We start from the raw sequence: 24320 nt of genomic DNA on the forward strand, positions 1-24320 counted from the left end.
GGCCCGTCGGTGCGCTCTCAGCCCACGGTGCAGGGGATGCCGTTGAGCACGAAGCTGGCCGGCGGCGCGTTGCTGGCGGTCCATCTTCCCTGGATGCCGAAGCTCGCGGAGCCGTTCGCCGCGAGGACGCGGTTCCAGTCGACGTTGCGGGCCGTCACCGTGGCGTCGCTCTGGCTGGTCGTGGCGTTCCAGGCGGAGGTGATCTGCTGGTCGCCCCGGAAGCTGAAGGTGAGCGTCCAGCCGTCGACCGGAGCGGTCGCGGTGTTCTGGACCGTCACGGCGGTGACGAACCCGCCCTGCCACTCGGACTGGTTCTGGTAGGTCACCCGGCAGGTGGACGGCGGCGGGGTGGTCGGCGGGGTGGGCGTCGTCGGCGCGGTGACCGTGTTGGAGGCGATCGACACGTTGCCCACCGCGTCGCGGGCCCGCACGTAGAAAAGGTTGCGCAGCGGCGTCGACAGCGCGAGGGCGACGGTGTACGTCGTCGCCGGCACCGTGGCGACCAGGACCGAGGTGTACCAGCCGTCGAAGCGGTAGACGTTGTAGCCGCTCACCCCGACGTCGTCCGTCGACGGTGACCAGGAGAGCGTGGCGGTGGAGTCGGTCACGTCGCCCAGGGTCAGGTTCTGCGGAGCGCTCGGTGGGGTGGTGTCCGGTCCGGTGTCGGTCACCGGGGTCACCACGGTCACCGTGTCCGACGAGGCGGAGCGGTGGCCGACGACGTCCCGGGCGGAGACCCGGAACGAGTACTGCCGGCCCGCGCGGAGGTAGTTGCTGATCGTGGTGGTGGTGACGTTCCCGACGCTGGCCGCGACGACGACGTCGTCGAAGGCCATGTAGTAGGTGATGTCGTAGCCCGCGATGGCGCAGCAGCCGGGCGTCGCGGCCGTCCAGGTGAGGGTGACCGACCCCGCCCGGACCTGGCTGGCGGTGACGTTCGTGGGCGCGCTCGGCGGGAAGGGCGAGGTGTCCGGCGTGCTGGGCGGCGTCGTGGGTGCCGGGGTCGGCGTGGACGGGGGTGTCGTAGCCGCTCCCGGGAGGGAATCCGCCGCACCGGCGGGCATGGGGGCGACCTCGGGGTGGCTGCCGGCGACCGGCCCGGCGGGCGTCGCGGTGCCGGCACCGGCGGCCGGTACGGCGATCAGCCCGACGCCGAGCATCGCGATCGACGAGACGACGGCGGCCAGCAGGCCGGGCCGCACGCGGCGGCGCAGGGAGGACGAGCGCATGCCTGCCATGGGTCAACGGTGCGACAGCACATCGACGCTTGTCAACAAACTGCACCAGCCGGTGGGTTGGCCCGGGCACCAACTGCGGCGTCAGCGCCGCCGGGTCGGAAACGCCGGCAGGTCGGTGTTCCGGGGCACGGCGTCGTGGTGCTGCTGCGCGACGAGGGTGGCGGTGATCTGGTGGGGCGGCACCGGACGGCCGAAGTGCCAGCCCTGCCCGTTGTCGCAGCCGGTCGCGGTCAGCTGGTGGGCCTGCTGGGCGGTTTCGATGCCCTCGGCGGTCACGACGAGGCCGAGCTTGTGCCCGAGCGACACGACGGTGCTGAGGAAGTCGTCATCCGCGCCGGGGCGGCGGGCCCCCGGTCGTCGGGTCGGTTGCGTCGACGGACGGGTCAGGCTGGCGTCGAGTTTCAGACCGTGCAGGGGGAGGGAACGGAGGTTGGCCAGGTTGGCATAGCCGATGCCGAAGTCGTCGATGACGATCCGGACGCCGAGTGTCATCAGCGCGGCGAGGGTCTGTGTCACCGGGTCGGTCAGGTCGATCACGGCCTGTTCGGTGACTTCCAGGTGGAGCAGGTGCGGTGGCAGGCCGGTCCGGTCGAGGATCTGTGCCACCGCCCCGGCCAGGCCGTTCTGGTGGAGTTGGCGTACCGAGACGTTCACGCTCACGTACAGGCCGGGTTGGATCCGTTGCCAACGGCTGGCCTGCCGGCACGCCTGTTCCAGCAGTTGGCGGCCGAGCGGCACCACGAGGCCGGTGCGTTCGGCGAGGTCGATGAACCGGCCGGCGGTCAGCAGGCCGAGTTGGGGATGCCGCCAGCGGGCCAGGGCTTCCACCCCGGCCAACTGCCCGGACCGGAGCGCGGCGATGGGCTGGTAGGCGGCGGTGAACTCGCCCCGGCGCAGCGCCGCCGGCATGGCCGCCGACAGCCGGTACCGGGTGGCGTCGGCGTTGCTGCGGTCCTGGTCGAACTGGCGCAGGGTGGCCTTCCCGTCCGCCTTGGCCCAGTGCAGCGCGATCTCGCTGGCGCGCATCAGGGTCGCGGCGCCACCGTCGGCGACGGTGCCCTCGGCCACTCCCGCGCTCGCCGTCAACGGCACCTCGGTGCCGTTGACGCGGAACGGGGTGGCGAGCGCGGCGAGCGCCTGATCGGCGATCTTGGTGGTGTCCTCGGCGCAGGTGGTGTCCCGGACCAGGATCGCGAACCGGTCGCTGTCCAGCCGCGCCACCAGGTCGATCCGCCGGTCGGTGAGCGCGTCGAGCCGGTCGGCGATCTCGCGGAGCAACAGGTCACCCACCTGATGCCCGAGTACGTCGTTGACCGCCGCGAAGTCGTCGACGTCGAGGCAGCAGACCCCGACCCGGCCGATCGGCACCTCGTCGGCGGACAGCCGTCCCAACTGCTCGGTGAACAGGGTCAGGTTCGGCAGTCCGGTCAACTGGTCGTGGGTGGCGAAGCGACGGAACCTGGCCTCGCTGACCCGTAGCGCCTCCTCGGCCCGGGTGCGGGCGGCCAGCGCGGCCAGCCGGACGGTGTCCTGGGCGCGCAGGCTGCGATCGTGTGCGGCCGCCGCGAAGCCCGCCGCGAGTTCCGCCAGCAGGCCGTTCAGCCGGGCGGTACGGGTGGGGTCGGCGGCGATGCCCAGGTCGCCGGGCAACCGCGAGCCGATGACCGCGATCGTCCCACCGAGCGCCTCCGGCGCCCCGAAGCCAGCCGCCACCAGATCGGCGCCGATCCGTTGCCCGTCGCCGGGTTCGCCCGGTGCGGCGAGGATCGCGGCGACCACGCGGTCCGCCAGCCCGGCCACGATGCGGTGCCGCTGCTCGGCGCTGATCGGCACGTAGTGGGCCCGGTGCAGGGCCGTGGCCCATGCCGTGACGAACTCCTCGACGCCCGGACCGCTCCGGTCGTCGACCCCGTCGGCATCGGGCCGGTCACTCACCTGCGGCGTCCGACTCCGACATAGAAACTCATCCGCTCCGGGTGCTCCCCGACCTCGGCCGGTGACTCGGGACGCCACAGCGGTGACCACACCACACCGGGGTCCACCAGGTCGAGACCGGCGAAGAAGTCCTCCACCTGAGCGCGGGTGCGGGCGGTGACCGGCGTGTTCGTCCGGCCACTGAGCCGGGCGCCCTCGCCCATCTCGTCCGGCCGACTGTCGGTGGTGACGTGGCTGATCGCCACGCAGCTACCCGGGGCCAGCGCCGTCCACAACCGCCTGATCAGCCCGTACGGGTCGTCGTGGTCGGGAACCGCGTGCACGACCGAGACGAGCAGCAGCCCGACCGGCTGGTCGAGATCCAGCAGCCGACGGGTCTCCGGGTGGTCCAGGATGACCTCCGGATGACGCAGGTCCTCGAGTAGCGCGACCGCGTTCGGCTGGTCGGCGAGGATGTGCGTGCTGTGCGTCACCGCCACCGGATCGATGTCCACATAGACCACCCGGGTGTCTGGATCCACCTGCTGGGCGATCTCGTGCACATTGCCCACCGTCGGAATACCGGACCCGATGTCCAGGAACTGCCGGATCCCCTCGTCGAGCATGAACCGCACCGCCCGGTGCAGGAACTCACGGTTCGCCCGCGCGACCAGGCGGAGATCCGGCACCGCCGCCAGCGCCTGCCGGGCGAACTCCCGGTCGACCTCGAAGTTGTGCGACCCCCCGAGCCAGTAGTCGTAGGCTCGCGCCACGCTCGGCCGGCTGAGATCAACATCTGCTGGCGCCCACTCCGGCCGTTCCATCGCTGCCCTTCCCCACCACCACAGGTGACGTGACCGCCGCCACTATAAACGGAACTCTCCCCTGCCGCACCGCACCGAGATCAGGACGCCCGCCCCGCAGGTCCACTGACGCCGCCGCCGTCCGTCCACACGGTACAGACAACGGGGCTCTCCTGCTCCGGAGCGGCGGCCGGCAGCCGCGGTCCGGCCACCGCGGCCTTCCTTTGCGCCCGCCAGGTACGTGTCCACCGGTCGGCCCGTGCCGACCACGTCTCGGCGACCGCCTCGACCAGGCCGTCCTTGTCGCCGAAGAGGCGGTAGATCGTGGGCGCCCGGACCCGCGCCCGCTCCGCGACGCCCCGGGTCGTGACTGCCCGGGCGCCGCCCCAGGTGACCAGCCGCCGCCGGTCGATGCCACGTCCGGTATCCGAATCCATGCTCACGCTCCTTGCCCGGTCGACGAGTCGTGCGCTGGCAGTGATGCGCTCTGCTCCATCCCCGCAGTCAAGACGCACGGACGTCGCGGTGGCGTATGCGTTCGAAAGTGACGACGGTCACAGAAAAGTGGGATCCGGCCCGGATCGCCCCGTCGTCTTACCGGGTGTGAGAACCGACCTGGACGCGGCCGACGAGGGTGAACTCGTGCGGCGCGTCGCCCGTGGTGAACGACGGGCGTTCGACGAGCTCTACCGGCGTACCGCGCCGTGGTTGGAGGTGCGGCTGCGTCGGCGCTGCGCCGACCCCGACGTGGTCGCCGAGGTGCTCCAGGACACCTACCTGACGGTCTGGCGGGCGGCGGGCAGCTTCGCGGGCACCTCGGCCAGGGGCGGCGGCGGGGCACCGGGAAGTGCCGTGGGCTGGCTGTGGACCATCGCCGCCCACCGTCTGGTCGATGCGTTCCGCCACCGGGCGCGGAAGGGTCGGGTGCCGCAGGTGCAGCTGATGCCGAGCACGGCCCCCGCCGCCGAGGACGAGGTGATGGCCGCCCGGATCGGCCAGGAACTGGAGCAGGCCCTGCTCGTCCTGCCGCCCGGGGTCCGGGCCGCCCTGCGGGCCACGGTCCTCGACGGGCTCTCCACCCGCGAAGCCTCGGTGCTGCTCGGCATACCGGAGAACACCGTGAAGTCCCGCGTCCGCCGTGCCCGGATCGCCCTACGGGAGGCGCTGTCATGACTACCCATCCCAGTCTGACCCAGATCGACCGCTATGCCGCCGGGGATCCGGGCCTCGACGAGCCCGGCGTCTGGGCGATCGAGGTGCACCTCGAGGACTGCGCCGACTGTCGCGCCCGCCTGGCCGGCAGCACCACCGTGGAGAGCCGCGCGGTGATCGATCGGGTCGCGATGGTGCTGGACCGCGAGCTCGCGGCCACGCCGACGCCCACCGGCCGGAGCCGGCCCTGGTCGGTGCTGCGCCACCGCTGGTTCGTCGGCACGCTGCTGCCGTGGCTGGCGATGACCGCCACGGTGCTCGCGTGTGCTGCTCTGCTCGGCGCGCTGTGGGTCGGGGTTCCCTCGCTGGTGCTGCTTGTCGCACCACTCGCTCCGTTGCCCGGTGTGGCCGTCGCCTGGCATCGTCGGGCCGACCCGGCCTGGGAGTTGATCGCCGCTACTCCCGCCGCCGGTCTGACGATGCTGCTGCGGCGTACGGCTGCGGTGCTGGCGTTCGTCATTCCCGCGCTGGCTCTGGTCGGCGCCGGCACCGGGGTGTCGCTGGCCCTGATGCTGCTGCCCTGCCTGGCGTTCACCGCCGCCACGCTGCTGCTGGGAACCCTCGTCGGGGTGCGCCGCGCCGCAATCGGGGTGATCACGGTCTGGACGCTCGCGGTGATCGCCCCCAGCCTCGCCGCCGCCCGGATGCCGGTGCTGCTGTCGGCGGAGAGCGCCCGCAGCTGGGCGCTGGCCACGGTCCTCCTGACCGTCATGGCCCTGCTGCGGGTCAACGGAGCCCGGCGGCTTTCCCACCACGACTAGCACCCGCACCGACGGGAGCCCGCGACCGGCTCCCGGACCCGAGATGCGGCCACCCACGCCGTGTCACCACGCTGCCCTGTGGCGACTACTGAAGGAGATGACGATGATGCGCGCCGTGAGTGCGGTCGAGACGACCGCCACCACCAATCCCTGGGCGATCCACGCGGAGGGCCTACAGGTACGGGCCGGACGGCATCTGGCCGTCGACGGCCTGGATCTGACCCTCTCCACGGGCGTGCACGGGTTGCTCGGCCCGAACGGTGCGGGAAAGACCACGCTGATGCGTGCCCTGGCAACCGTCCTGGCGCCGGCCGGCGGTCGGCTGACGCTGCTCGGACACCCGGTCGACGGCCGCTCCGAACTGCGATCGGTGCGCCGCGCCCTGGGCTATCTTCCGCAGCAGTTCGGCTACTACCCGCGGTTCACCGTGCGTGAGTTCGTCGGCTACCTGGCCTGGCTCAAGGAGATGCCGAAGGCGGGCATCCCGGCGGCGGTGCAGCGGGCCATCGACCGGGTCGGGCTCACCGCCAAGGCCGACGCCCGACTGAAGACCCTCTCCGGCGGCATGCTGCGCCGGGCCGGCATCGCACAGGCCATCGTCAACGACCCACGGCTCCTGCTGCTCGACGAGCCGACCGTCGGCCTCGACCCGGAACAGCGCCTCGACTTCCGCGAGCTGCTGCGTGACCTCGGCACCGACAGTTGCGTGCTGGTCTCCACCCATCTGGTCGAGGACGTGGTGGCAGCCTGCACCGACGTCGTACTGCTGAACGAGGGTCGCCTGGTGTGGCGGGGCACCCCGGACGTGCTCTCCGCCCGGGGCGACCAGGGCCACGCCGGCGACAGCCCCGCCGAGCGGGGCTACTCCGCGCTCCTTCGTCAGCACCGCGCGGAGACCGCCCGATGAGCGGCCGTACGGTGCCGACCGGCACCGCACGACAGCACGACGCGAAGCCGGGTGCCGGCACGCGCATCCTGGCGGTCGAACTGCGCCGCTCAGCCGCGCTCGGCGCCGCGTTGATCACGGTGGTGGTCGGGGTCGGCGCGCTGTACGCGGCGACCGGCCGGTGGTCGAGTGGCTGGATGGCCCTGGCCCTGGCCGTCCGGGAATACCTGCTCCTGTTGTGGCCGCTGGCCCTCGCGGCCGGGGCCTGGCAGGGCCGCCGCGAACACCGGGCGAGGGTCGGCGAGTTGTTCGCCACCACCGCCCGACCGCGCGCCGCACGGATGCTGCCGGTGCTCGGCGCGATGGCCCTCACCCTCGCGGTCGCCTACCTGCTGGTCACCGCGGCGGGCGTCGCCTGGATCATCACCACCGCCTCGTACGTGCCCCTGCTGAACTTCGTCGTCGTGACCGGGGTCGGTGCGCTCTCCCTGATCGCCGCGGCGTGGCTCGGACTGGGGCTCGGGCGGTTGCTTCCTGCCCTGGTGACCGCCCCGGCGCTGGGGGTGGGCGGCGTACTGCTTGTCTTCTTCGCCACCATCGGGCCGTCCGACCGGGTGGCCGCGGTGATCTCTCCGGCCCACGGCTCCGGCCCGTTCCACGACTACCAGACCATCGACAACCGGGTCAGCGGCGCGCTGGCGATCTCGATGATCGCGCTCGCCGTCACCGGTCTGCTGCTGTTCGTCGCCGGTGGCTGGCGGGCGCGGCTGACGGCGGTGCTGCCGGTGCTGCTCGGGTTCGTGGTGGCGCTGGTGGTCGTCCCCCGCGACCGCGACGTGCTCAACTGGCCGGTCGACCCGGTCGCGCGGGAACTGGTGTGTACCGACGACACCCCGAGGGTGTGCGTCAGCCGCGTCCATGCCAACGTGCTCGACACGGTGACCCCGCTGGCCCGGGAGGGCCTGACGGCGCTGGCGAAACTGCCGGACGCACCGACCGCCGTGCACGAGGACACCCGCACGATCGGGTTCGACGAGGCCTGGCCGGTTCCCGAGGACGGTGTCGTCACGATCGAGGTCCGGCTGGACAGGCGTGGCCGGCTCGCCCACCCGGCCGCCGTGGTTCCCGAGATCGTCAGAAGGCTGGGCGTGCCGTACGACGGGAAGTGCGACAAGGGCGACGAGGTGGTCGAACGGGCGGCGGCCTACTGGCTCCTGGACCGTGAGCCGCAGTCCGACGTCGAGGTGGTGCCCGGGATGGTCGAGGAGGAGCCCGGGATCAACCCCGCAGCGGTCACCCTGTGGCGGGGGCTACGCGACCTGCCCGAGTCGGAGGCACTGGCCCGGGTCACGGCGGTCCGCGACGCCCTCGCGGCCTGCACGGACCCCGCCGGGATGCTGTCCGGGACCGGCAGGTGACCTGGACCCTGCTGTACCTGCGCTCGCGACGCGTACCGCTGGCCCTGGCGACGGCGCTCGGCGGCGCGGCGCTGGTCTGGGCGCTGTACCTGGTCTATGCCGAGGAGCGGGACGCCACCCCGATGGTGGTCGTGCTGACCGTCCTGTTGATGGTCTCGGCGCTCGCACCCACCCTCGCCGGCCCGGACGGAAACCTGGACCGGACCGCGTCCTTCCGCTGGTCCTGGCGGCGTGCTGTGCACCTGCTCGCCGGGTTGGTGCTCGTCCTCGTGGTCCTGCTCGCCACCCGGCACACCGGGGCCCGGTTCGGACCGGCCGCTCTGGTGGCGCGCGACGCCGCCGGTCTGCTCGGCCTGACGGCACTGTGCGCCACGGTGCTCGGCGCCGCCCGGTCGTGGTTCCTGCCGCTGGGCTGGACCACCATCGCGGCCATCTACCCGCAGGAGGGCACCTGGGGGGCGACCGCGACGTGGCAGGGCCAGCCGCCCGACAGTCGGGCCGCCACGGTGGCGGCGGCGGTGCTCGCCCTCGGTGGGCTGATCACCTATGCGATCGCCGGCCCGGCCCGACAGGAACCGTCGGAGTGACCCGGAGCCACCGGTACGCCTCCCGGCAGTGTCCGTCAGGCGTGCCGGTGGGATCAGGGCCGGGCCGCCGTCACCGAGCCCCACCCGGGGCGACCACGATCGTCTACACTCGACGGTCAGTCACGCATGCCCCACGAATCCGCGCCTGTTGCCCCGTCGGGTCAGGCCCTCGCGGCACGAGACGACGGTGTGCGGTCCGGGGCGGAGCCTCGAAGAGGAGTTGCCTTGCGCACAGCGCGTCACGTCATGCCGATCGCCCTGGCCCTTGCCCTTGCTCTGGTCCCGTCCCTGGACGCCGCGGCCAAACCCGTCGCCCAGCCCGTCGGCCAGCCGGTTCATCAGGTCCAGCCCGACCACCGCCGGCTGCGCATCATGATCACCAACGACGACGGCTGGATCGGGCCGGGCGGAGCGAGCACCCCGCTGATCGTGGCACTGCGCGACGCCCTGGCCGCCGACGGCCACGACGTCACGGTCGTCGCCCCGGCGACCAACCAGAGCGGCACCGGCACGTTGATCACCTATCCGACGGTGAACCTCGCCAACCCCGAACCCCGGGTGTGGACCGTGACCGGCACCCCCAGCGACGCGGTGATCGTCGGTCTCGACGCCCTGTTCCGCAGCGGACCGCCCGACCTCGTCGTGTCCGGGATCAACCCCGGCGGGAACTACACCTCCGTCGTCAACCACTCCGGGACCGTCGGCGCGGCGATCGCCGCCCTGGAGAACGACGTTCCGGCCATCGCCGTCAGCATCGACGGCAAGACCGTCGACCAGTCCCTGGCGCTCAAGGACCGGGTCGCCGCGTACACCGGTGACGTGGTGGCGGCGCTGGCCCGCAACGCCCGGGGCGGTGCCCTCCTTCCCGAGGGTCTCGGTCTGAACATCAACTACCCCGGCGGCACCGCGGTCACCGGGACGAGCCTGACCCGGGTGGACCGGAACGGCTACCTCCGCTTCGGGTTCACCAACACCACGGGGGCGCCCGGCCAGCCCGGGACGTACGCGCTGTCGATCGGTGGGCCGACGGGTACGCCTGCTCCCGGCAGCGACTGGAGCGCACTCCAGGCCGGCAGGATCAGCATCAGCCCGATCGACGCCGACCTGAGCGCGAACCCGCGCGGTGCGACCCGGCTGCACTTCCTGGAGCGGCTCACCCCCTGACGCCCCTGGCCGTCACCTCCCGTCCTCGGACGGATCGACGGCAGGTCGCCCCACGGCTGGCGGGACGATGCGTAGCGCGCGGGGTGGTCAGGGCTGAGGATGACGATCGCGCCGGCGTCGATGCCCCTCGGGGCGTCGACGCCGGCCTCGTCACCACCGGTGTTGCCGGGGCAGGCATCGACATGCTGGAATGGCTGAGAGCGCCGCGGCACGGGGGCAACCGCGCTGGGAACGGCGAGCGCGGGAGCAGCGCAGGCCGGCAACGCGCCGCTTCGGCGTATGTGCCGCCGCGGCACCGGGCCGGTCCACGACGACGGGCGGTCTGTCCCGCCGTACGTGACCCCGCCACATTTTCCGCGACCACCGAGACGTTCGGCCGCTGCTGGCCGGAGGTGCCCGACGCGAACCTGTCGACGCCCGCCGACCGGCACCGCAGTGACCGACGCTCGCCGAGCCCGTTCTGCTTCCACCCAACGGTGGGAACGCGATGTCATGGAGGACGACCATGCGCAGTTTCCTCGCGGTGTTCACCGCCGCCCTGATCCTCGGCACCACGGCCGGCAGCGCCCCGGCCGGTGCGGCCGGTCCGACCGGTGCCGCCCCGCGCTCCTGCCCGCGTGGCGTGCTCTTCTGTGAAGACTTCGAACGGCTGCCCCGGGGTGGCCCCAGCACGTTGAACTGGGGTGTCGACACCCGCAACGGCACCCTCACCGTGGAGCGTGCCCGCCACGGCAACCAGGTCCTGCACATCCACACGGTCGACAACGGACGCGCCTTCCTGCGGGTCGACGACTTCGCGGCGCCCGGCAACCGTTTCTACGGCCGGATGCGGCTGCGCGTCGATGCCTTTCCCACCGCTCCCGACTGGGCGCACTTCACGCTGGTGGAGGCCACCGGCACCGACAGTTCGGAGGTCGTCCGCCCGATCGGCGGCCAGTACGCGCCCACGGTCCCCGGGACCTTCTGGGGGGTGGGCGCCGACGGCGGCCCGACCGGCGACTGGACCAACTGGCGGGAGTCCGCCCCGGTCACCGAGGACGCCTGGCAGTGCTTCGAGTGGAAACTCGACCCGACGGACAACCAGGTAGCGGTGTGGATCGACGGCGTGGCGAACCCGGAACTGACCGCCTCCACCACGGCCCACGGAGGCAACGACGTCCCGTTCGTGCTGCCGAAGGTCGACACCGTGAAGATCGGCTGGCAGCTCTACCAGGGTGGCACCACGCCGGGCGAGTTTGACCTCTGGATCGACGACATCGCCCTGTCCACCAAGCGGCTCGGCTGCTGACGCCGGTCCGGTCAGGACGATGGACCGTCGTCCTGACCGGACTGAGGCCGGGCCCGTCGAGCCCCGGAGCCCGTAGATCAGGTGCGCCCGGGCGGGCAGGGGTTTCCCGACCGGGTCGCCGGGGGTAGAGATCGCACCGTCATCAGCCAACCCCCGAAGGAGACTCTCATGTCGGCGCAGGCGTTTCTCTATGTCGTCGCGGTCATCCTGCTCGTGCTCGCCGCGCTGCCCATCCCGACCCGTGGTTTCTCGCTCGCCCTGCTCGGGGCGGCGTGCGCCCTGCTGGCCTACGCCTGGCCGGTGATCACCGGCTAGCCGTCGTCGGTGGGTCCGGGACCGGGCGGTGCGGGCCGAGGTGGCTGCGCTCGCCCTCGTGGTCGAGGATGCAGAGGATCTCGGCCGGACCGTCGTGTGCGCCGAAGGCGTGCGGGACCAGGGTGGAGAACTCGGCCGCCTCGTTCGTGCCGACGAGGATCGTCCGCTCGCCGAGACGTAGCTCGATCGTGCCGGAGAGCACGGTGAACCAGTCCCGGCCCGGGTGCACCCGTAGGTCCGCCGGCACCTCCCGGCTGATCCGCATCTTGGCGACCGTCTGGTTGCTGCCCCGGGAGAGCAGCCAGGTGGTGACGCCGCGGTCCTCGTCGCAGTGCGGACGGATCACCACGTCGTCGTCGGTGTCGGACTCGACCAACCGGTCGAGCGTGATGCCCAGCACCCGGGCGATGGTGGCCACCTGGTCCAGCGCCACCCGTCGGTGCCCGGTCTCGATCCGACTGAGCGTGGAGGGGCTGATCAGGCAACGGTGGGCCAGCTCGTCAAGCGACCAGCCGCGCGCCACCCGCAGGCTGCGGATCCGCTGGCGTACCAGGGTCTCCAGATCCTTGTCTTGCTTCATAAGCAAGATGCTATGCCCAAGAGGCATGACGGGGCTACCGTCTGCCCATGGCACACGACTCCCTGATCGAGCTGCTCGACCTGGACGCAGAGGTCCTGCACGACTACTTCCGCGACGTGATCGGCTGGGTCGGCCGCGAGGCCACCGAGCGACCTCACGTCGTCGACCTCGGCGCCGGTAGCGGCACCGCCTCCCTCGCCCTCGCCCGGCAACTGCCCGGTGCGACGATCACCGCGGTCGACCTCTCCCCGGAGATGCTCGCCCACCTGCGCGCCCGGGCCGATTCCGCCGGGCTGCGCGACCGGATCCGTACCGTCGAAGCGGACCTCGACCAGCCCTGGCCCGACCTCGGACCGGTCGAGGTGATCTGGGCCGCCGCATCGATGCACCACCTGGCCGATCCGGCGGGCGCGCTCGCGTCGGCGTTCGGCGCGCTGCGGCCGGGTGGGTTGCTGGTGATCGCCGAACTGGACTCGTTCCCCCGCTTCCTGGCCGGCACGCCGGACGAGGAGGTGGAGCTGCGTGGTCACGCCGAGGCGGCGAAGCGTCGGCACGAGGCGGGTCTGCACATGCACGAACACTGGGGGGACCGGATGAGGCAGGCCGGGTTCAGCTCGGTGACCGAGCGGCACTTCGAGATCGACCTGCGCCCTCCGCTGCCCGCCGCCACCGTCCGTTACGCGCAGGTGTCGCTGAGCCGGATGCGCCACGGCTTGGAGGGGCGGCTCTCCGCCGTCGAAGTCGACAGCCTGGAGCGGATCGTCGCGGGCCTGTCGGACCGGGCCGACCTGAGCGTCCGCACCGAGCGGACGGTCTGGCTGGGCCGCCGCTGACCAACCGACCTGCGACGGCCGTGCCGCCGCCGGGGACCGGCCGTTGTTGTCGAGGTCGCCGCGATGCCGGTCAGCTTCCGGTCCGACCCGGTCGCACCAACCGGTCGAGCAGGTCGACGAGGGCGTGCGTGCTCTGCGGGGGCGGACCACCTCCTGAGGCACCGGTAGGCGGTAGCCGGCGGCGAGCCGGACTGGCTCCTAACCCTGCCGCCGGCCTCGCCGGTGCTCAGGCTTTGCGGGCCACCCCGCCGACGATGGTGTGGTAGGTGGCGGTCTGCCTGGTGTCCTCCTCGCCGTCCGGGTGCCACTCGGCCAGCGGGACCAACCCGGGCGGCAGCAGCTCCAGGTCGCCGAAGAAGCCCAGGATCTCGTCACGGGTACGCCAGCGACCGGTGCCGAGGGTCTCGTTGAAGACCTTCTCCACCGCCCGCGCCTTCTCGGACAACTCCGGCTGGGCCGCACCTGGGTCGTAGAAGTGCGAGATGGCCAGGTAGCTCCCCGAGGGGAGGGCGTCGATCAGCCGCCGGGCGACGGCGGTCGGATCGTCGTCGTCGTGGAGGTGGTGCAGGATCGCCAGGAGGAGCAGCCCGACCGGCTGGTCGAAGTCGATCAGCTTGTGTTCGCGCAGGTGCGCCAGCAACTCCTCCGGCTGCCGGACGTCGGCCCCGACCACGGTGGTGGTCCGGGCGTCCGCGAGCAGGGCCCGGCCGTGCGCGAGGGCCATCGGGTCGTTGTCCACGTAGACCACCCGGGCGTCCGGGTCGACCTGGTGGGCGATCTCGTGCACGTTGCCCCGGGTCGGCAGCCCGGAGCCGAGGTCGAGGAACTGGCGGATGCCGGCCTCGGCGGCCAGGTAACGGACCGATCGACGGAGGAAGGCCCGGCAGGCCCGCCCAGCCTCGGGGCCGTCCGGCGTGACCTGCATCGCCATCTCGGCGGCGTGTCGATCAACCGCGAAGTTGTCCTTGCCGCCGAGATAGTAGTCGTACACCCGGGCGATGCTGGGTCGGGTGGTGTCGACGCCCGGCGGCGCCGCCTTCTCGCTCGTCAACGGTTCGATCCCTCCGAACGGGGGCCATGGTCGGTCGCAGATTGGCGGGGAGACCAGGACGCTCATGGCTGCCAAGCCGATGCCGCCCACGAGAGTGGGACGGATGTGTCCTGAGGGTAGATGAGCACGCTCCCAACGTCGATTCCGCGGGTGTCGGCTACTCGGCAGGGATGCGTGCCAACCAGGACCGCTGGCCCGCTCCCCGGCCCTCACCGTCTCCACAGTCGACGTCCCGACGGTGCCCGGGGCGGCGACCCGTGAGCTGGGGCATCGACGAGCTTGTGTCGAGGATCGGGGTCGAGGGGTCGGGGTGGAGCGGTGGAGCGGTTGGGTCGGAACCCATGCGGACCGGTGTTTCCTGATTTATGCTGCCCAGGTTACATCGATACAGTTAGATTAATGCCGTAACACCCGCGACCCGCCGACGGCGGGCCCGCTCGCCGATCGGAGCTCTCGATGGTCCTGCACCCGGCCGCCACCGCGCTGGCCAGTCTCCTCCTCGCTCTGCCCGCCGCCGTCCCGGCGGGCACCGCCGCCTCGTCCGTGCCGCTTGGCCGGACCGGTCATGTGAACGGTCACAGCAGCGCCGAACAGGCGGTCGACGCCCTGGCCGGGCCGCCCGGCGCACCGCCCGGCGTCTGCCCGACCGGCACCGGTTACGGCCCGCCGTTGCCCTCGACGTCGGTCGTGGCCACGAAGATCCGCGGCGGTTTCTCGTTCCTCGAAGGGCCCGTCTGGATCGCTGACCGGGGCTACCTGCTCTTCTCCGACATGGGCGCGGGCACCGGGTCGGAGAACGTCCAACCGTCGACGATCCGGCGCTTCACGCCGCCTGCCACGTTCGACACGTTCATCGCCAACGCGGGCAGCAACGGGCTCGCACTCACCCCCGACGGGCAGCAGCTCGTCGCCGCCACGCACGACCAGCGCAGCGTCTCGACGTACCGGCTCGACAACCTGGCCCGGGGCGTCGTCGCCGGAAACTACCAGGGCCGGGCGTTCAACTCGCCGAACGACGTGGCGGTCCGCTCGGACGGCGTCGTCTACTTCACCGACCCGAACTTCCAGCGCGGCAACCGTCCCGACCAGATGAGCGGGCGGACCAGCGTCTTCCGCGTCTCGGGCGGCCAGGTGTCGCTTGTCGACGACGCGCTGCGCCAGCCCAACGGCATCGCGCTCTCCCCGGACGGCAGCACCCTCTACGTGGGCGCCTACGGCGAGAACAAGATCTACAAGTACGCCGTCGCGCCCGACGGCAGCACCGGGCCCCGCAGCGTGTTCGTCAACTACGTCGGCGGCCCGGACGGCGGCACGATCGACTGCGCCGGAAACGTGTACTGGACCTCCGGCGGCGACGGCCTGGTGCACGTCTACTCGCCCACGGGCACCCAGCTCGGCACGATCCGGTCCGGCTCCTCGGGCACCACCAACGTGGCGTTCGGCGGGTCCGACCGGCGGACCCTCTACGTCACCTCGGGCCGCACCAACGACTCCGGTCTGTACAGCGTGCGGCTCAACGTGCCCGGTTACCCGTACTGACCACCATGTTCCGCAGGAAGGGACGTATCGCGTGCGAAAAGGTCCTCGTCATCCCGGCCATCTCGTCACCGTTGCCCTGCTGACCAGCGCCTGTGCCGTCCTGGCCAGCGCGCCGGTCACCGCGGGCCCGCCGACGCCGCCGGCCGGAACGACGGCCACCACGGCTGCCGCCGGCCGGGCCCTCGCCGACACCCGGGCGCCCACCCCGCCGACCAACCTGCGCAGCAGCAGGCTGACCTGCCAGTCCGTCACGCTCACCTGGTCGGCGTCCCGGGACGACGTCGGCGTGGCGTACTACGACATCTACCACGACGGCCAGCTGGTCACCTCGGTCGCCGGCAGGACGCTGACCGCCACGCTCACCGTCGCCCAGGGCGTCACCTGGGGCTGGTACGTCAACGCCCGGGACGCCGCCGGCAACGTGTCGCAGGCCAGTGCCACGCTCCCCGTCACGCCGCCGTTCTGCCAGTCCGACACCCAGCGGCCCACCACCCCGACCAACCTCGCGGCCACCGCCAACGGCACCGACGTCACGCTGACCTGGACGGCCGCCACCGACAACGTCGCGGTCACCCGGTACGACGTCCTGCGCGGTGGGGTGACGGTCGGCTCGGTCACCGGCACGGCCACCAACCCGCCGGCGACCTCGTTCACCGACACCGGGCTGACCGCCGACACCGAATACCGGTACACGGTGGTCGCCCGGGACGCGCAGGGCAACGCCTCGGCGGCGAGCAGCGCGGTGACCGTACGTACCGGGTCGGGCTGTACCAGCGCGGTCTGCGGCACCACGGTGGTCACCACCGAGCGGGACCTGCCGTGGGGGCTGGTGCAGTTGCCCGACGGCACCGTGCTCTACGGCCGGCGTGACCTGTTCGACGTGGTCGCGATGAACCCGGACGGCAGCAACAAGCGCAGCATCGGCACGGTGCCCAACGTCGCCGGCACCAACGGCGAGGGCGGGGTGCTCGGTCTGGCCGTGTCGTCGAGTTTCGCCACCGACCGGTGGCTGTACATCTACCACACCACCACGACCGACAACCGGATCGTCCGCATCCGCTACGAGGGCACCCTGCAGACCGGCACCGTGCAGGTGCTGCTGACCGGCATCCCGCGCAACAAGTACCACAACGGCGGGCGGCTGCGGTTCGGCCCGGACGGGATGCTCTACGCCGCCACCGGTGACGGGCAGAGCCCGGACCGCGCCCAGGACGTCAACGACCTGGGCGGCAAGGTGCTCCGGATCCGCCCCGACGGCACCGTGCCGTCCGACAACCCCTTCGGCAACGCGGTCTGGAGCTACGGCCACCGCAACCCGCAGGGGCTGGCGTTCGACTCCCGGGGTCGGCTCTTCGAGCAGGAGTTCGGCAACAACGTGATGGACGAGACCAACATCATCGTCCGGGGTGGCAACTACGGCTGGCCGGCCTGCGAGGGCACCGTGGGCAGCTGCGCCAACCCGAACTACCTCGCGCCCGTGCACACCTATCCGGTCGCCGACGGCTCGTGCAGCGGTCTGGCCATCGTCCGGGACGTGGTCTATCTCGCCTGCCTGCGGGGCAACCGGATGTACCGGGCCGTGATCAGCGGTAACACGCTCACCGACGTGCAGCAGTACTTCGTCGGCACGTACAGCCGGCTGCGGACCGTCGAGCCGACCCTCGACGGGAACCTGTGGCTGACCACGAGCACCGGGGGCGACAAGGACAGCGTCCCGAACAACAGCAACGAGCGGATTCTCAAGGTGACCCTCGGCAGGTAGCCCCGGGCCGAGGCGTACCGGCACACCACCACCTGCGGTGCGGTCGCCGACCAACCGGTCGGTGACCGCACCGCACCCCCGTCCCCCTAGATCGGAGACCCTGCCCGTGAGACGTCTACTCAGGGCGGTGACGGCCGTCGTCAGCGCGGTCGTGCCGCTGCTGGCGATGACCGTGCTGATGACGGCACAACCGGCCGCGGCGGCATCGCTGACCCAGGTCACCAACTTCGGCAACAACCCCAGCGGCCTCAACATGTACCTCTACGTTCCCGACAACGTCGGGCCGAGGCCGGCGTTGCTGGTGCTGATCCACTACTGCGGCGGGTCCGGGCCGGCGATCTTCAACGGCAACGGACGCGACTACGTCACCGCCGCCGACCGGTACGGCTACGTGATCGTGCTGCCGGAGGTCACCCGGAGCAGCAAGTGCTTCGACGTGTACTCGCCGCAGGGGCTGCGGCGCGGCGGCGGCAGCGACTCCGACGGCATCATCTCGATGGTCAACTACGCCAAGCAGCGGCAGAACGTCGACCCGAACCGGGTGTTCGTCAGCGGGTTCTCCTCCGGCGCGATGATGACCAACGTGATGGCGGCGCAGTACCCGGACGTGTTCGCCGCCGGCTCGTCGTTCAGCGGGGTGCCCGCCACCTGCTTCGCCACCGGCAGCAGCAGCAACACCTGGAACGGCCAGTGTGCCGGCGGTCAGCTCACCAAGACCGCCCAGCAGTGGGGCGACGCCGCCCGGGGGATGTATCCCGGCTACACCGGCCGGTACCCCCGGATGCAGTTTCTGCACGGGACGACCGACACCACCCTGTCGTACGTGAACTTCGGTGAAGAGATCAAGCAGTGGACCAACCTGACCGGGCTGAGCCAGACCCCGGCCTCCACCGACCGCCCGCAGTCGAACTGGACCAGGACCCGGTACGGCGACACCGGCACCCGGGCGACGGTTGAGGGGATCAGCATCAGCGGGGTGGGGCACGAGCTGCCGCAGGCCGGTCAGATCGCGTACGCCATCGCCTTTCTCGGCCTCGACGGCACCGGCACCACCCCGACCCCCACACCGACCACGTCCACCACCCCCACCCCCACGCCGACCACGCCGACGGCCGGGGTCAGCATCGTGGGGGAGCAGTCGGGCCGCTGCCTGGAGGTGCCGAACGCCAGCACCACCAACGGCGTCCAGACGCAGCTGTGGGACTGTGCCGGCACCGTCGGGCAGCGGTGGACCCGCACCTCGGGACGACAGCTCACGGTCTACGGCAGCAAGTGCCTGGACGCCAGCGGGTCGGGCACCGGCAACGGCACCCAGGTGATCATCTGGGACTGCCACGGCGGCACCAACCAGCAGTGGAACGTCAACACCAACGGCACCATCACCAACGCGCAGTCCGGGTTGTGCCTGGACGCCAATGCGGCCGGCACCGGCAACGGCACGAAGCTGATCCTCTGGACGTGCAACGGTCAGGCCAACCAGCGGTGGGCGCTGCGGAGCTGAGCCACCCTGCCCGGGACCACGGGTGCGTCCCCCACCAGAGCCGGCGGGGGACGCACCCGGAACCGCCGCGGCGGAGCACGGCGGACCGTCGCCCCGGGACGACGGGGGACGAGGGCGCACGTTCGCGGGCGGTCGGCTGGCGAAACGGGCGCGCTGACCGGGGGCGGATCCGGGGCGAGGTGGACCGGACCGTCACAAAGAATTTACAATAGTCACTGTTAACGCTCACAAACCGTCCCAGTGCCGAGGCAGCGCCACCATGCCGATGCGGCTGTCGGCGTGGTCCGGCCGGAGCCGGCAGCCGGTGGCCGCCGCCCCCGGTCGACCCACCCTCCCGGACGTGTCGCCAGCCCACCATGGCGACCGGCCGACCGGCCCTCGTCCTCGGCCAGCTCCACCGATCCAGGGAGAGATCCATGCGAACGAGGACAAGATGGCTCGCGGCGCTCGCCGCGCTCGGTGTCATGGTCGCCGGAGTCGTGACACCGGCCGGCCCGGCACAGGCGGAGTCCAACGGCGGCACGCGGGTGATGCCGCTCGGTGACTCCATCACCGAGGGCACCCAGGTGCCGGGCGGCTACCGCATCGGCCTCTGGCAGCGCCTGGCCGGCGGCCGCTACACGGTGGACTTCGTCGGCTCGCAGTTCAACGGGCCGGCCAGCCTGGGTGACCACGACCACCAGGGGCATCCCGGCTGGCGCATCGACCAGATCGACGCGAACATCGTCGGCTGGCTGAACACCCAACGGCCGCAGACCGTCCTGCTGCACATCGGCACCAACGACATCCTCCAGAACTACAACGTGAGCACCGCGCCGAACCGGCTCTCCACCCTGATCGACCGGATCACCACCACCGCACCCACCGCGGAGGTGTTCGTCGCGCAGATCATCACGCTCTCCAACAGCAACCAGGCGGCGGCCGCGCGTACCTTCAACGCGGCGATCCCGGGCATCGTGCAGAGCAAGGTGAACGCCGGCAAGCGGGTGCACCTGGTCGACATGCAGAGCGCCCTGACCACCGGCGACCTGATCGACGGCATCCACCCCACCGCCGGCGGCTACGACAAGATGGCCGCCCGCTGGTACAGCGCGTTGCAGTCGGTGCCGGGCAGCATCGGCAACCCGGGCAGCGGCAACGGCAGCGGCCAGACCACCGCGATCGTGGGCACCCCGTCGGGTCGGTGCGTCGACGTGCCCGGCTCCGCCACCACCAACGGCCTCCAGGTGCAACTGTGGGACTGCCACGGCGGCAGCAACCAGCAGTGGACCTACACCTCCGGCCGGGCGCTGACCGTCTACGGCAACAAGTGCCTCGACGCGGCGGGCTACGGCACCACCCCGGGCACCCAGGTCACCATCTACGACTGCCACGGCGGCACGAACCAGCAGTGGACCGTCAACGCCAACGGCACCATCACCGGCGTGCAGTCCGGCCTCTGCCTGGACCCCTACAACCAGGGCACCGGCAACGGCACGAAGCTCGTCCTGTGGACCTGCACCGGCCAGGCCAACCAGCAGTGGAGCCGTCGGTAGCTCACCCGGCCGGCCCCGGCCTGTCTGATCGAAGGAGAAGCGAGAAGTGAACCTGCCAACAGCGCAAGCCCCGCCACCGGGGACCGCACACCGTACGCCGTCCGTCCGCCGGTCCGGTGTCGCCAGGTGGCTGACGGCCGGGCTCGCGGTGGTCCTCGGCCTGGCGGTGTCCGCGACGACGCCGCACGCGGCGGCCGCGGACAGCCCGTACCAGCGGGGTCCGGATCCGACCCTGGCGAGCGTGGCCGCCACCCGGGGCCCGTTCGCCACGACGCAGGCGACCGTGCCGGCGGGCAACGGCTTCAACGGCGGGTACGTCTACTACCCGACCGACACCAGCCTGGGCACCTGGGGCGCGGTGGCGATCGTCCCCGGCTACTCCGCCCTGTTCGCCAACGAGGAGGCCTGGATGGGCCCCTGGCTGGCGTCCTTCGGGTTCGTGGTGCTCGGGATCGAGACCAACAGCCGTACCGACGGGGCCGACGCCCGCGCCACCCAACTGCTGGCCGGGCTGGACTACCTGACCCGGACCAGCCCGGTGCGCACCCGGGTGGACGCCAACCGGCTCGGCGTGATGGGCCACTCCGCGGGCGGGGCCGGGACGCTCCTGGCGGCGCTGCGGCGGTCGTCGCTCAAGACGGCGGTCGGCCTCGCCCCCGGCACGCCCGGCAACAACCTGAACATGTCCACCACCCAGGTCCCCACCCTGCTGCTGTCGGGCCAGAACGACGGCACCGTCACCCCCTCCTACGTGCAGGGCATCTACAACACGCTGCCCGCCGGTGTGGAGCACGCCTGGGCGGAGTTGGCCGGCAACGACCACCTGTCGTTCACCAGGTCGAACCCGACCGAAATGCGGCTCCTGATCCCCTGGCTCAAGATCTTCCTGGACAACGACACCCGCTACACCCAGTTCCTCTGCCCGCTGGCGGACAGCACCGGCGTCTCCCGGTACAGCTCCACCTGCCCGCTGGTGCCGCCGGGCGGGCCGACCACCCCGCCCACCACCACCCCGCCGCCGACGACCACCCCGCCACCCACCACCACCCCGCCACCCACCACCACTGCGCCACCCACCACCCCGCCGGCCACGACTCCACCGGCGACCACTCCGCCCGCCGGTACCGGCTGCACCGCGACCTACCGCACCGTCAACTCGTGGTCCGGCGGCTTCCAGGGTGAGGTCACGGTGACCGCCGGCGCCGCCGCCACCAACGGGTGGACCGTCCGCTGGAGTCTGGGCAACGGCCAGAGCGTCAGCCAGGTCTGGAACGGCACCCTGAGCACCAGCGGCACGACCGCGACCGTACGCAACGCCACCTACAACGGCGCGCTCGCCCCGGGCACCTCGACGACGTTCGGCTTCCTCGGCTCCGGCACGCCGACCAGCCCGTCGCCGACCTGCACCAGCCCCTGACCGAGGGCCGTCCGCCGGCCCCTGACCTGAGGCCGCCCACCTGCTCGACGTGAGGTGGGCGGCCTCGCCGCGCGGATGCGGCGCCACCGGACCCGTACGTCGGCTCGGGGACGAACGATCGTCAGATCCCGTGTCGCATTGATCGCGGAAGGCGTTCCTCACGTGTAGGACGACGTGGGCGCGGTTGCGCCCGTCCGAACGGAGGAATCGAATGCTCCGCATGTCTCGCTCCCGGGTCCGGGCTCTCGCGGTGACCGGCATGGCCGGTGTGCTGGCGGCGGTCGGCGCGGTGACCCATCAGGCGTCCGCCGCAGAGGTGGCCGCGCCGGTCGCCGTGGCCCCCGACGCCCGCCGGGTCGACGTCCCGCGGATCGCCCCGGCCATCGCCCCACCGGCGGGGTCCCGCCTCGTCGGCGCGTACGTCGTCACCCGTGGCACGCAGACCTACACGTGTGCCGGCGGCGTGTTCACCGGCGCGTCCGTGCCGGAGGCCCAGTTGATCGGCACCGGTGGCCGGATCCACCACTTCAAGGGCCCGAGTTGGCAGTCCGAGCGCGACGGCTCCCTCGTCACGGCGAAGAAGACAGCGGAGAGGCCGCGTCGGGGCAGCATCCCCGAGTTGCTGCTGACGGTGGACACCCACTCCGGCACCGGCATCCTCGACGACGTCGCCTACATCAACCGTCTGCTGACCTCCGGCGGGGTCGCCCCGACCGGCTCCTGCGTCGACGGTGCGACGACCGCTGTGCCGTACGGCGCGGTCTACGTCCTCTGGGCCGCGAAGCGGTAGCGTCGCGCGCCGCAGGACCGCCTCGCCCGGGGCGTACGGACCGCGTCGTCGCGCCGTTCCACGGGGAGGAGGACCGGGTGCCACTGGTCCGGGGCGAACCGGTCACGTACGCCCCGCGTGGATCGTCGAGGCGTCCCGGTCGTCCAAGATCCCGTCGCGACGGTGGCCCGTCGTGGCCGTCGCCGCAGGCGGGCTGCCGGCGGGCGTGAAGTGCCGCCTCAGGGTGCGCCGCCAGCGGACGGCGGGCAGTTCGGGGTCGAGGGCGGCCAGCCCGGTCGCGTACTTGGAGATGGCCACCGGGCGGTGCCCCCGACTCCAGAGCAGGCGGTCGACGTGCGAGGCGGTGGAGCCGGTCTTCGTCTCGACGATCGCCAGCTCGGGCAGCGCCAGCCGACGACCGAGACTGTCCTCCCAGTGCAGTGCGACGTCGATGGTCGCCCGGCTTCCGGTCGTGGGCAGATAGAGCGTGCTGCGCAGGTAGCCGGTGGTGAGAGTCGGCGCGAACGTCAGGGCGGGCCCGGTGTCGACGGCCGTGAGCACACCGTCGACGAACGACCGTCCGGGGGTGAGGGTGCGGCTGTCGTCGGGGCGGTAGGGCAGCCGCTGCTTGACCGTGCCGCCGCGGGTGCCCTCGGTCTTCACCTCCAACCAGCAGAGACCGGAGTCGAGGTACGTCCGTGTTCTGATCTTGAATCGGCGGCGACGTCGGCGGGCGGTGAGTCGGAAGCTGATCAGGTCGGCGGTGTCGAAGTAGATCGACTCGTAGCGGAAGGACCGCCTGCCGTCGATCTCCAGCACCTGGTCGGTCCGGTCGAGCCCGGCGATCAGGTGGGGGATCTCGGCGAGCGGAAGCAGGTACTTGCGGTCGAACCGGGTCTGTAGGGCGGCGCGCTCGGTCAGCTCCGCCAGCCCGATCGGCGTGAGGTGGGCCAGTGCGGCGGTGGACGGGCCGAAGGGGGTCATCGCGCCGTACCCGTCTGGGTCGGGCGTCGCCCGCCGGCCGCGGTGACCCTCGGCCGCGAGTAGCGGACGTCGACGACAGTGGTGTCGTTGACCAGGTCGATCCGCTCCACGTTGACGTTGTGCACCCGGGCGCCGAGCAGTTGCTCCAGGTGGGCGGTGAGGGCGACGGAGTCGGTGACCGCGCTGTCCAACACGATGACGTGCCGGCGGTACCGGCGCAGCAGCCTGGGGTGGTCCCCGACGTACATCACGGCGAGGATCAGCGCCGTCAGCGCGCCGACCATCCAGACCGAGGTGCCGGAGAGCGGGCCGAGGATGCCGAGTGCGAGCGCCGAGAAGTAGTACGCCACCTCGTGCTGGTCGAGTTCGGTGGAGCGGAGCCGGATGATCGACAGCACCCCGAACAGCCCCAGCCCGAGGCCGGCGCCGACGGTGCTGCTGCTGAGCGAGCTGGCTACGGCGAACACGCCGACGTTGACGCCGAGGTAGGCCACCACCAGGTCCCGCCGCCGGTGGCGTGGGAAGTACAGCGCGAAGACGAGCAGGACCACGGCGACCAGGTCCACTCCGGCCAGGACCATGCGCGACATATTTCTCCTTCGGGTCTCCGCCCGCCGTCTTCCCGGTCCCCGGCGTCCGACGGATGGGCAGCAGATCGATGAGTGAAAGATTGGTGAGCACCCGACCGGGCCGTCGGATGCGGAGGCCCTGTGGGCCGGGAGCCGGGGGAACGAGGGGGGCCACCGTCGTCCGGGGTGCCGGT

General features: G+C 71.8%; 23 protein-coding genes. 15 read left to right on the top strand and 8 right to left on the bottom strand.

Annotated features, from left to right (window positions below; translation table 11 throughout):
• Positions 1–17 precede the first annotated feature (17 nt).
• From OHQ87_RS25680 to OHQ87_RS25695, 4 genes are all read right to left on the bottom strand, one after another.
• Complete coding sequence (locus OHQ87_RS25680) at positions 18–1238, bottom strand: cellulose binding domain-containing protein (RefSeq protein WP_328341952.1); 1221 nt, start codon at positions 1236–1238, stop codon at positions 18–20.
• Between the two features lie 81 nt (positions 1239–1319).
• Positions 1320–3173 carry a putative bifunctional diguanylate cyclase/phosphodiesterase gene (locus OHQ87_RS25685; RefSeq protein WP_328341954.1) on the bottom strand — a complete coding sequence of 618 codons (1854 nt, stop codon included), beginning with the start codon at positions 3171–3173 and terminating at the stop codon, positions 1320–1322.
• Positions 3170–3976 carry an SAM-dependent methyltransferase gene (locus tag OHQ87_RS25690; RefSeq protein ID WP_328341956.1) on the bottom strand — a complete coding sequence of 269 codons (807 nt, stop codon included), beginning with the start codon at positions 3974–3976 and terminating at the stop codon, positions 3170–3172. The genes OHQ87_RS25685 and OHQ87_RS25690 overlap by 4 nt, the downstream gene beginning before the upstream one ends.
• Positions 3977–4056: 80 nt before the next feature.
• On the bottom strand, positions 4057–4392 hold the full coding sequence (locus tag OHQ87_RS25695) for a helix-turn-helix domain-containing protein (protein WP_328341958.1): 336 nt from the start codon (positions 4390–4392) through the stop codon (positions 4057–4059).
• 166 nt (positions 4393–4558) lie between these two features.
• Here OHQ87_RS25695 and OHQ87_RS25700 point away from each other — a divergent pair, with 166 nt between their 5' ends.
• From OHQ87_RS25700 to OHQ87_RS25735, 8 genes are all read left to right on the top strand, one after another.
• Positions 4559–5128 carry an RNA polymerase sigma factor gene (locus tag OHQ87_RS25700; RefSeq protein WP_328341960.1) on the top strand — a complete coding sequence of 190 codons (570 nt, stop codon included), beginning with the start codon at positions 4559–4561 and terminating at the stop codon, positions 5126–5128.
• The gene (locus OHQ87_RS25705) at positions 5125–5928 is read left to right on the top strand and encodes a hypothetical protein (RefSeq protein ID WP_328341962.1); all 804 of its coding nucleotides are present in this window, start codon (positions 5125–5127) and stop codon (positions 5926–5928) included. Before OHQ87_RS25700 ends, OHQ87_RS25705 begins: the two co-directional genes overlap by 4 nt.
• A 103-nt stretch (positions 5929–6031) precedes the next feature.
• Positions 6032–6835: an ABC transporter ATP-binding protein gene (locus tag OHQ87_RS25710; RefSeq protein ID WP_442930599.1), complete on the top strand. Its 804-nt coding sequence runs from the start codon at positions 6032–6034 to the stop codon at positions 6833–6835.
• The gene (locus OHQ87_RS25715; protein ID WP_328341964.1) at positions 6832–8232 is read left to right on the top strand and encodes a hypothetical protein; all 1401 of its coding nucleotides are present in this window, start codon (positions 6832–6834) and stop codon (positions 8230–8232) included. Before OHQ87_RS25710 ends, OHQ87_RS25715 begins: the two co-directional genes overlap by 4 nt.
• Positions 8229–8819, top strand: a complete 591-nt coding sequence (locus OHQ87_RS25720) for a hypothetical protein (RefSeq protein ID WP_328341966.1) — start codon at positions 8229–8231, stop codon at positions 8817–8819. Before OHQ87_RS25715 ends, OHQ87_RS25720 begins: the two co-directional genes overlap by 4 nt.
• Positions 8820–9044: 225 nt before the next feature.
• Positions 9045–9983 carry a 5'/3'-nucleotidase SurE gene (surE, locus tag OHQ87_RS25725; RefSeq protein WP_328341968.1) on the top strand — a complete coding sequence of 313 codons (939 nt, stop codon included), beginning with the start codon at positions 9045–9047 and terminating at the stop codon, positions 9981–9983.
• Between the two features lie 505 nt (positions 9984–10488).
• On the top strand, positions 10489–11271 hold the full coding sequence (locus OHQ87_RS25730) for a hypothetical protein (protein ID WP_328341970.1): 783 nt from the start codon (positions 10489–10491) through the stop codon (positions 11269–11271).
• A gap of 168 nt (positions 11272–11439) precedes the next feature.
• Positions 11440–11586: a hypothetical protein gene (locus tag OHQ87_RS25735; protein WP_328341972.1), complete on the top strand. Its 147-nt coding sequence runs from the start codon at positions 11440–11442 to the stop codon at positions 11584–11586.
• On the opposite strand, the gene OHQ87_RS25740 is transcribed toward OHQ87_RS25735, so the two are convergent.
• Positions 11576–12166 (bottom strand): helix-turn-helix domain-containing protein, encoded by a 591-nt coding sequence (locus OHQ87_RS25740; protein WP_328341974.1) that lies wholly within the window; start codon positions 12164–12166, stop codon positions 11576–11578. The two genes, OHQ87_RS25735 and OHQ87_RS25740, sit on opposite strands and share 11 nt — an antisense overlap.
• 47 nt (positions 12167–12213) lie before the next feature.
• On the opposite strand from OHQ87_RS25740, the gene OHQ87_RS25745 reads away from it, so the two are divergent.
• Positions 12214–12999, top strand: a complete 786-nt coding sequence (locus OHQ87_RS25745; protein WP_328341976.1) for a class I SAM-dependent methyltransferase — start codon at positions 12214–12216, stop codon at positions 12997–12999.
• A 226-nt stretch (positions 13000–13225) separates the two neighbouring features.
• On the opposite strand, the gene OHQ87_RS25750 is transcribed toward OHQ87_RS25745, so the two are convergent.
• Positions 13226–14050: an SAM-dependent methyltransferase gene (locus tag OHQ87_RS25750; RefSeq protein ID WP_328341978.1), complete on the bottom strand. Its 825-nt coding sequence runs from the start codon at positions 14048–14050 to the stop codon at positions 13226–13228.
• Positions 14051–14506: 456 nt separating this feature from the next.
• Between OHQ87_RS25750 and OHQ87_RS25755 the strand changes: the two genes are divergently transcribed.
• From OHQ87_RS25755 to OHQ87_RS25780, 6 genes are all read left to right on the top strand, one after another.
• Positions 14507–15589, top strand: coding sequence for an SMP-30/gluconolactonase/LRE family protein (locus tag OHQ87_RS25755; protein ID WP_328341980.1), 1083 nt, complete (start codon positions 14507–14509; stop codon positions 15587–15589).
• Positions 15590–15620: 31 nt separating this feature from the next.
• Complete coding sequence (locus tag OHQ87_RS25760) at positions 15621–17351, top strand: PQQ-dependent sugar dehydrogenase (protein WP_328341982.1); 1731 nt, start codon at positions 15621–15623, stop codon at positions 17349–17351.
• A gap of 127 nt (positions 17352–17478) precedes the next feature.
• Positions 17479–18852: an extracellular catalytic domain type 1 short-chain-length polyhydroxyalkanoate depolymerase gene (locus OHQ87_RS25765; RefSeq protein WP_442930600.1), complete on the top strand. Its 1374-nt coding sequence runs from the start codon at positions 17479–17481 to the stop codon at positions 18850–18852.
• 416 nt (positions 18853–19268) lie between these two features.
• Positions 19269–20387: a ricin-type beta-trefoil lectin domain protein gene (locus OHQ87_RS25770; RefSeq protein WP_328341984.1), complete on the top strand. Its 1119-nt coding sequence runs from the start codon at positions 19269–19271 to the stop codon at positions 20385–20387.
• Positions 20388–20439: 52 nt separating this feature from the next.
• A complete protein-coding gene (locus OHQ87_RS25775; RefSeq protein ID WP_442930857.1) occupies positions 20440–21804 on the top strand; it encodes a poly(ethylene terephthalate) hydrolase family protein in 1365 nt (454 codons plus the stop codon).
• A gap of 220 nt (positions 21805–22024) precedes the next feature.
• Positions 22025–22594, top strand: coding sequence for a DUF3455 domain-containing protein (locus tag OHQ87_RS25780; RefSeq protein WP_328341988.1), 570 nt, complete (start codon positions 22025–22027; stop codon positions 22592–22594).
• A gap of 102 nt (positions 22595–22696) precedes the next feature.
• Here OHQ87_RS25780 and OHQ87_RS25785 read toward each other — a convergent pair whose 3' ends face one another.
• Positions 22697–23557 carry a polyphosphate polymerase domain-containing protein gene (locus tag OHQ87_RS25785; RefSeq protein WP_328341990.1) on the bottom strand — a complete coding sequence of 287 codons (861 nt, stop codon included), beginning with the start codon at positions 23555–23557 and terminating at the stop codon, positions 22697–22699.
• Positions 23554–24147, bottom strand: a complete 594-nt coding sequence (locus OHQ87_RS25790) for a DUF4956 domain-containing protein (protein WP_328341992.1) — start codon at positions 24145–24147, stop codon at positions 23554–23556. The genes OHQ87_RS25785 and OHQ87_RS25790 overlap by 4 nt, the downstream gene beginning before the upstream one ends.
• Positions 24148–24320 lie beyond the last annotated feature (173 nt).

This window comes from Micromonospora sp. NBC_00421, from assembly GCF_036017915.1.
In the GTDB taxonomy this organism is placed as follows: Bacteria; Actinomycetota; Actinomycetes; order Mycobacteriales; family Micromonosporaceae; genus Micromonospora.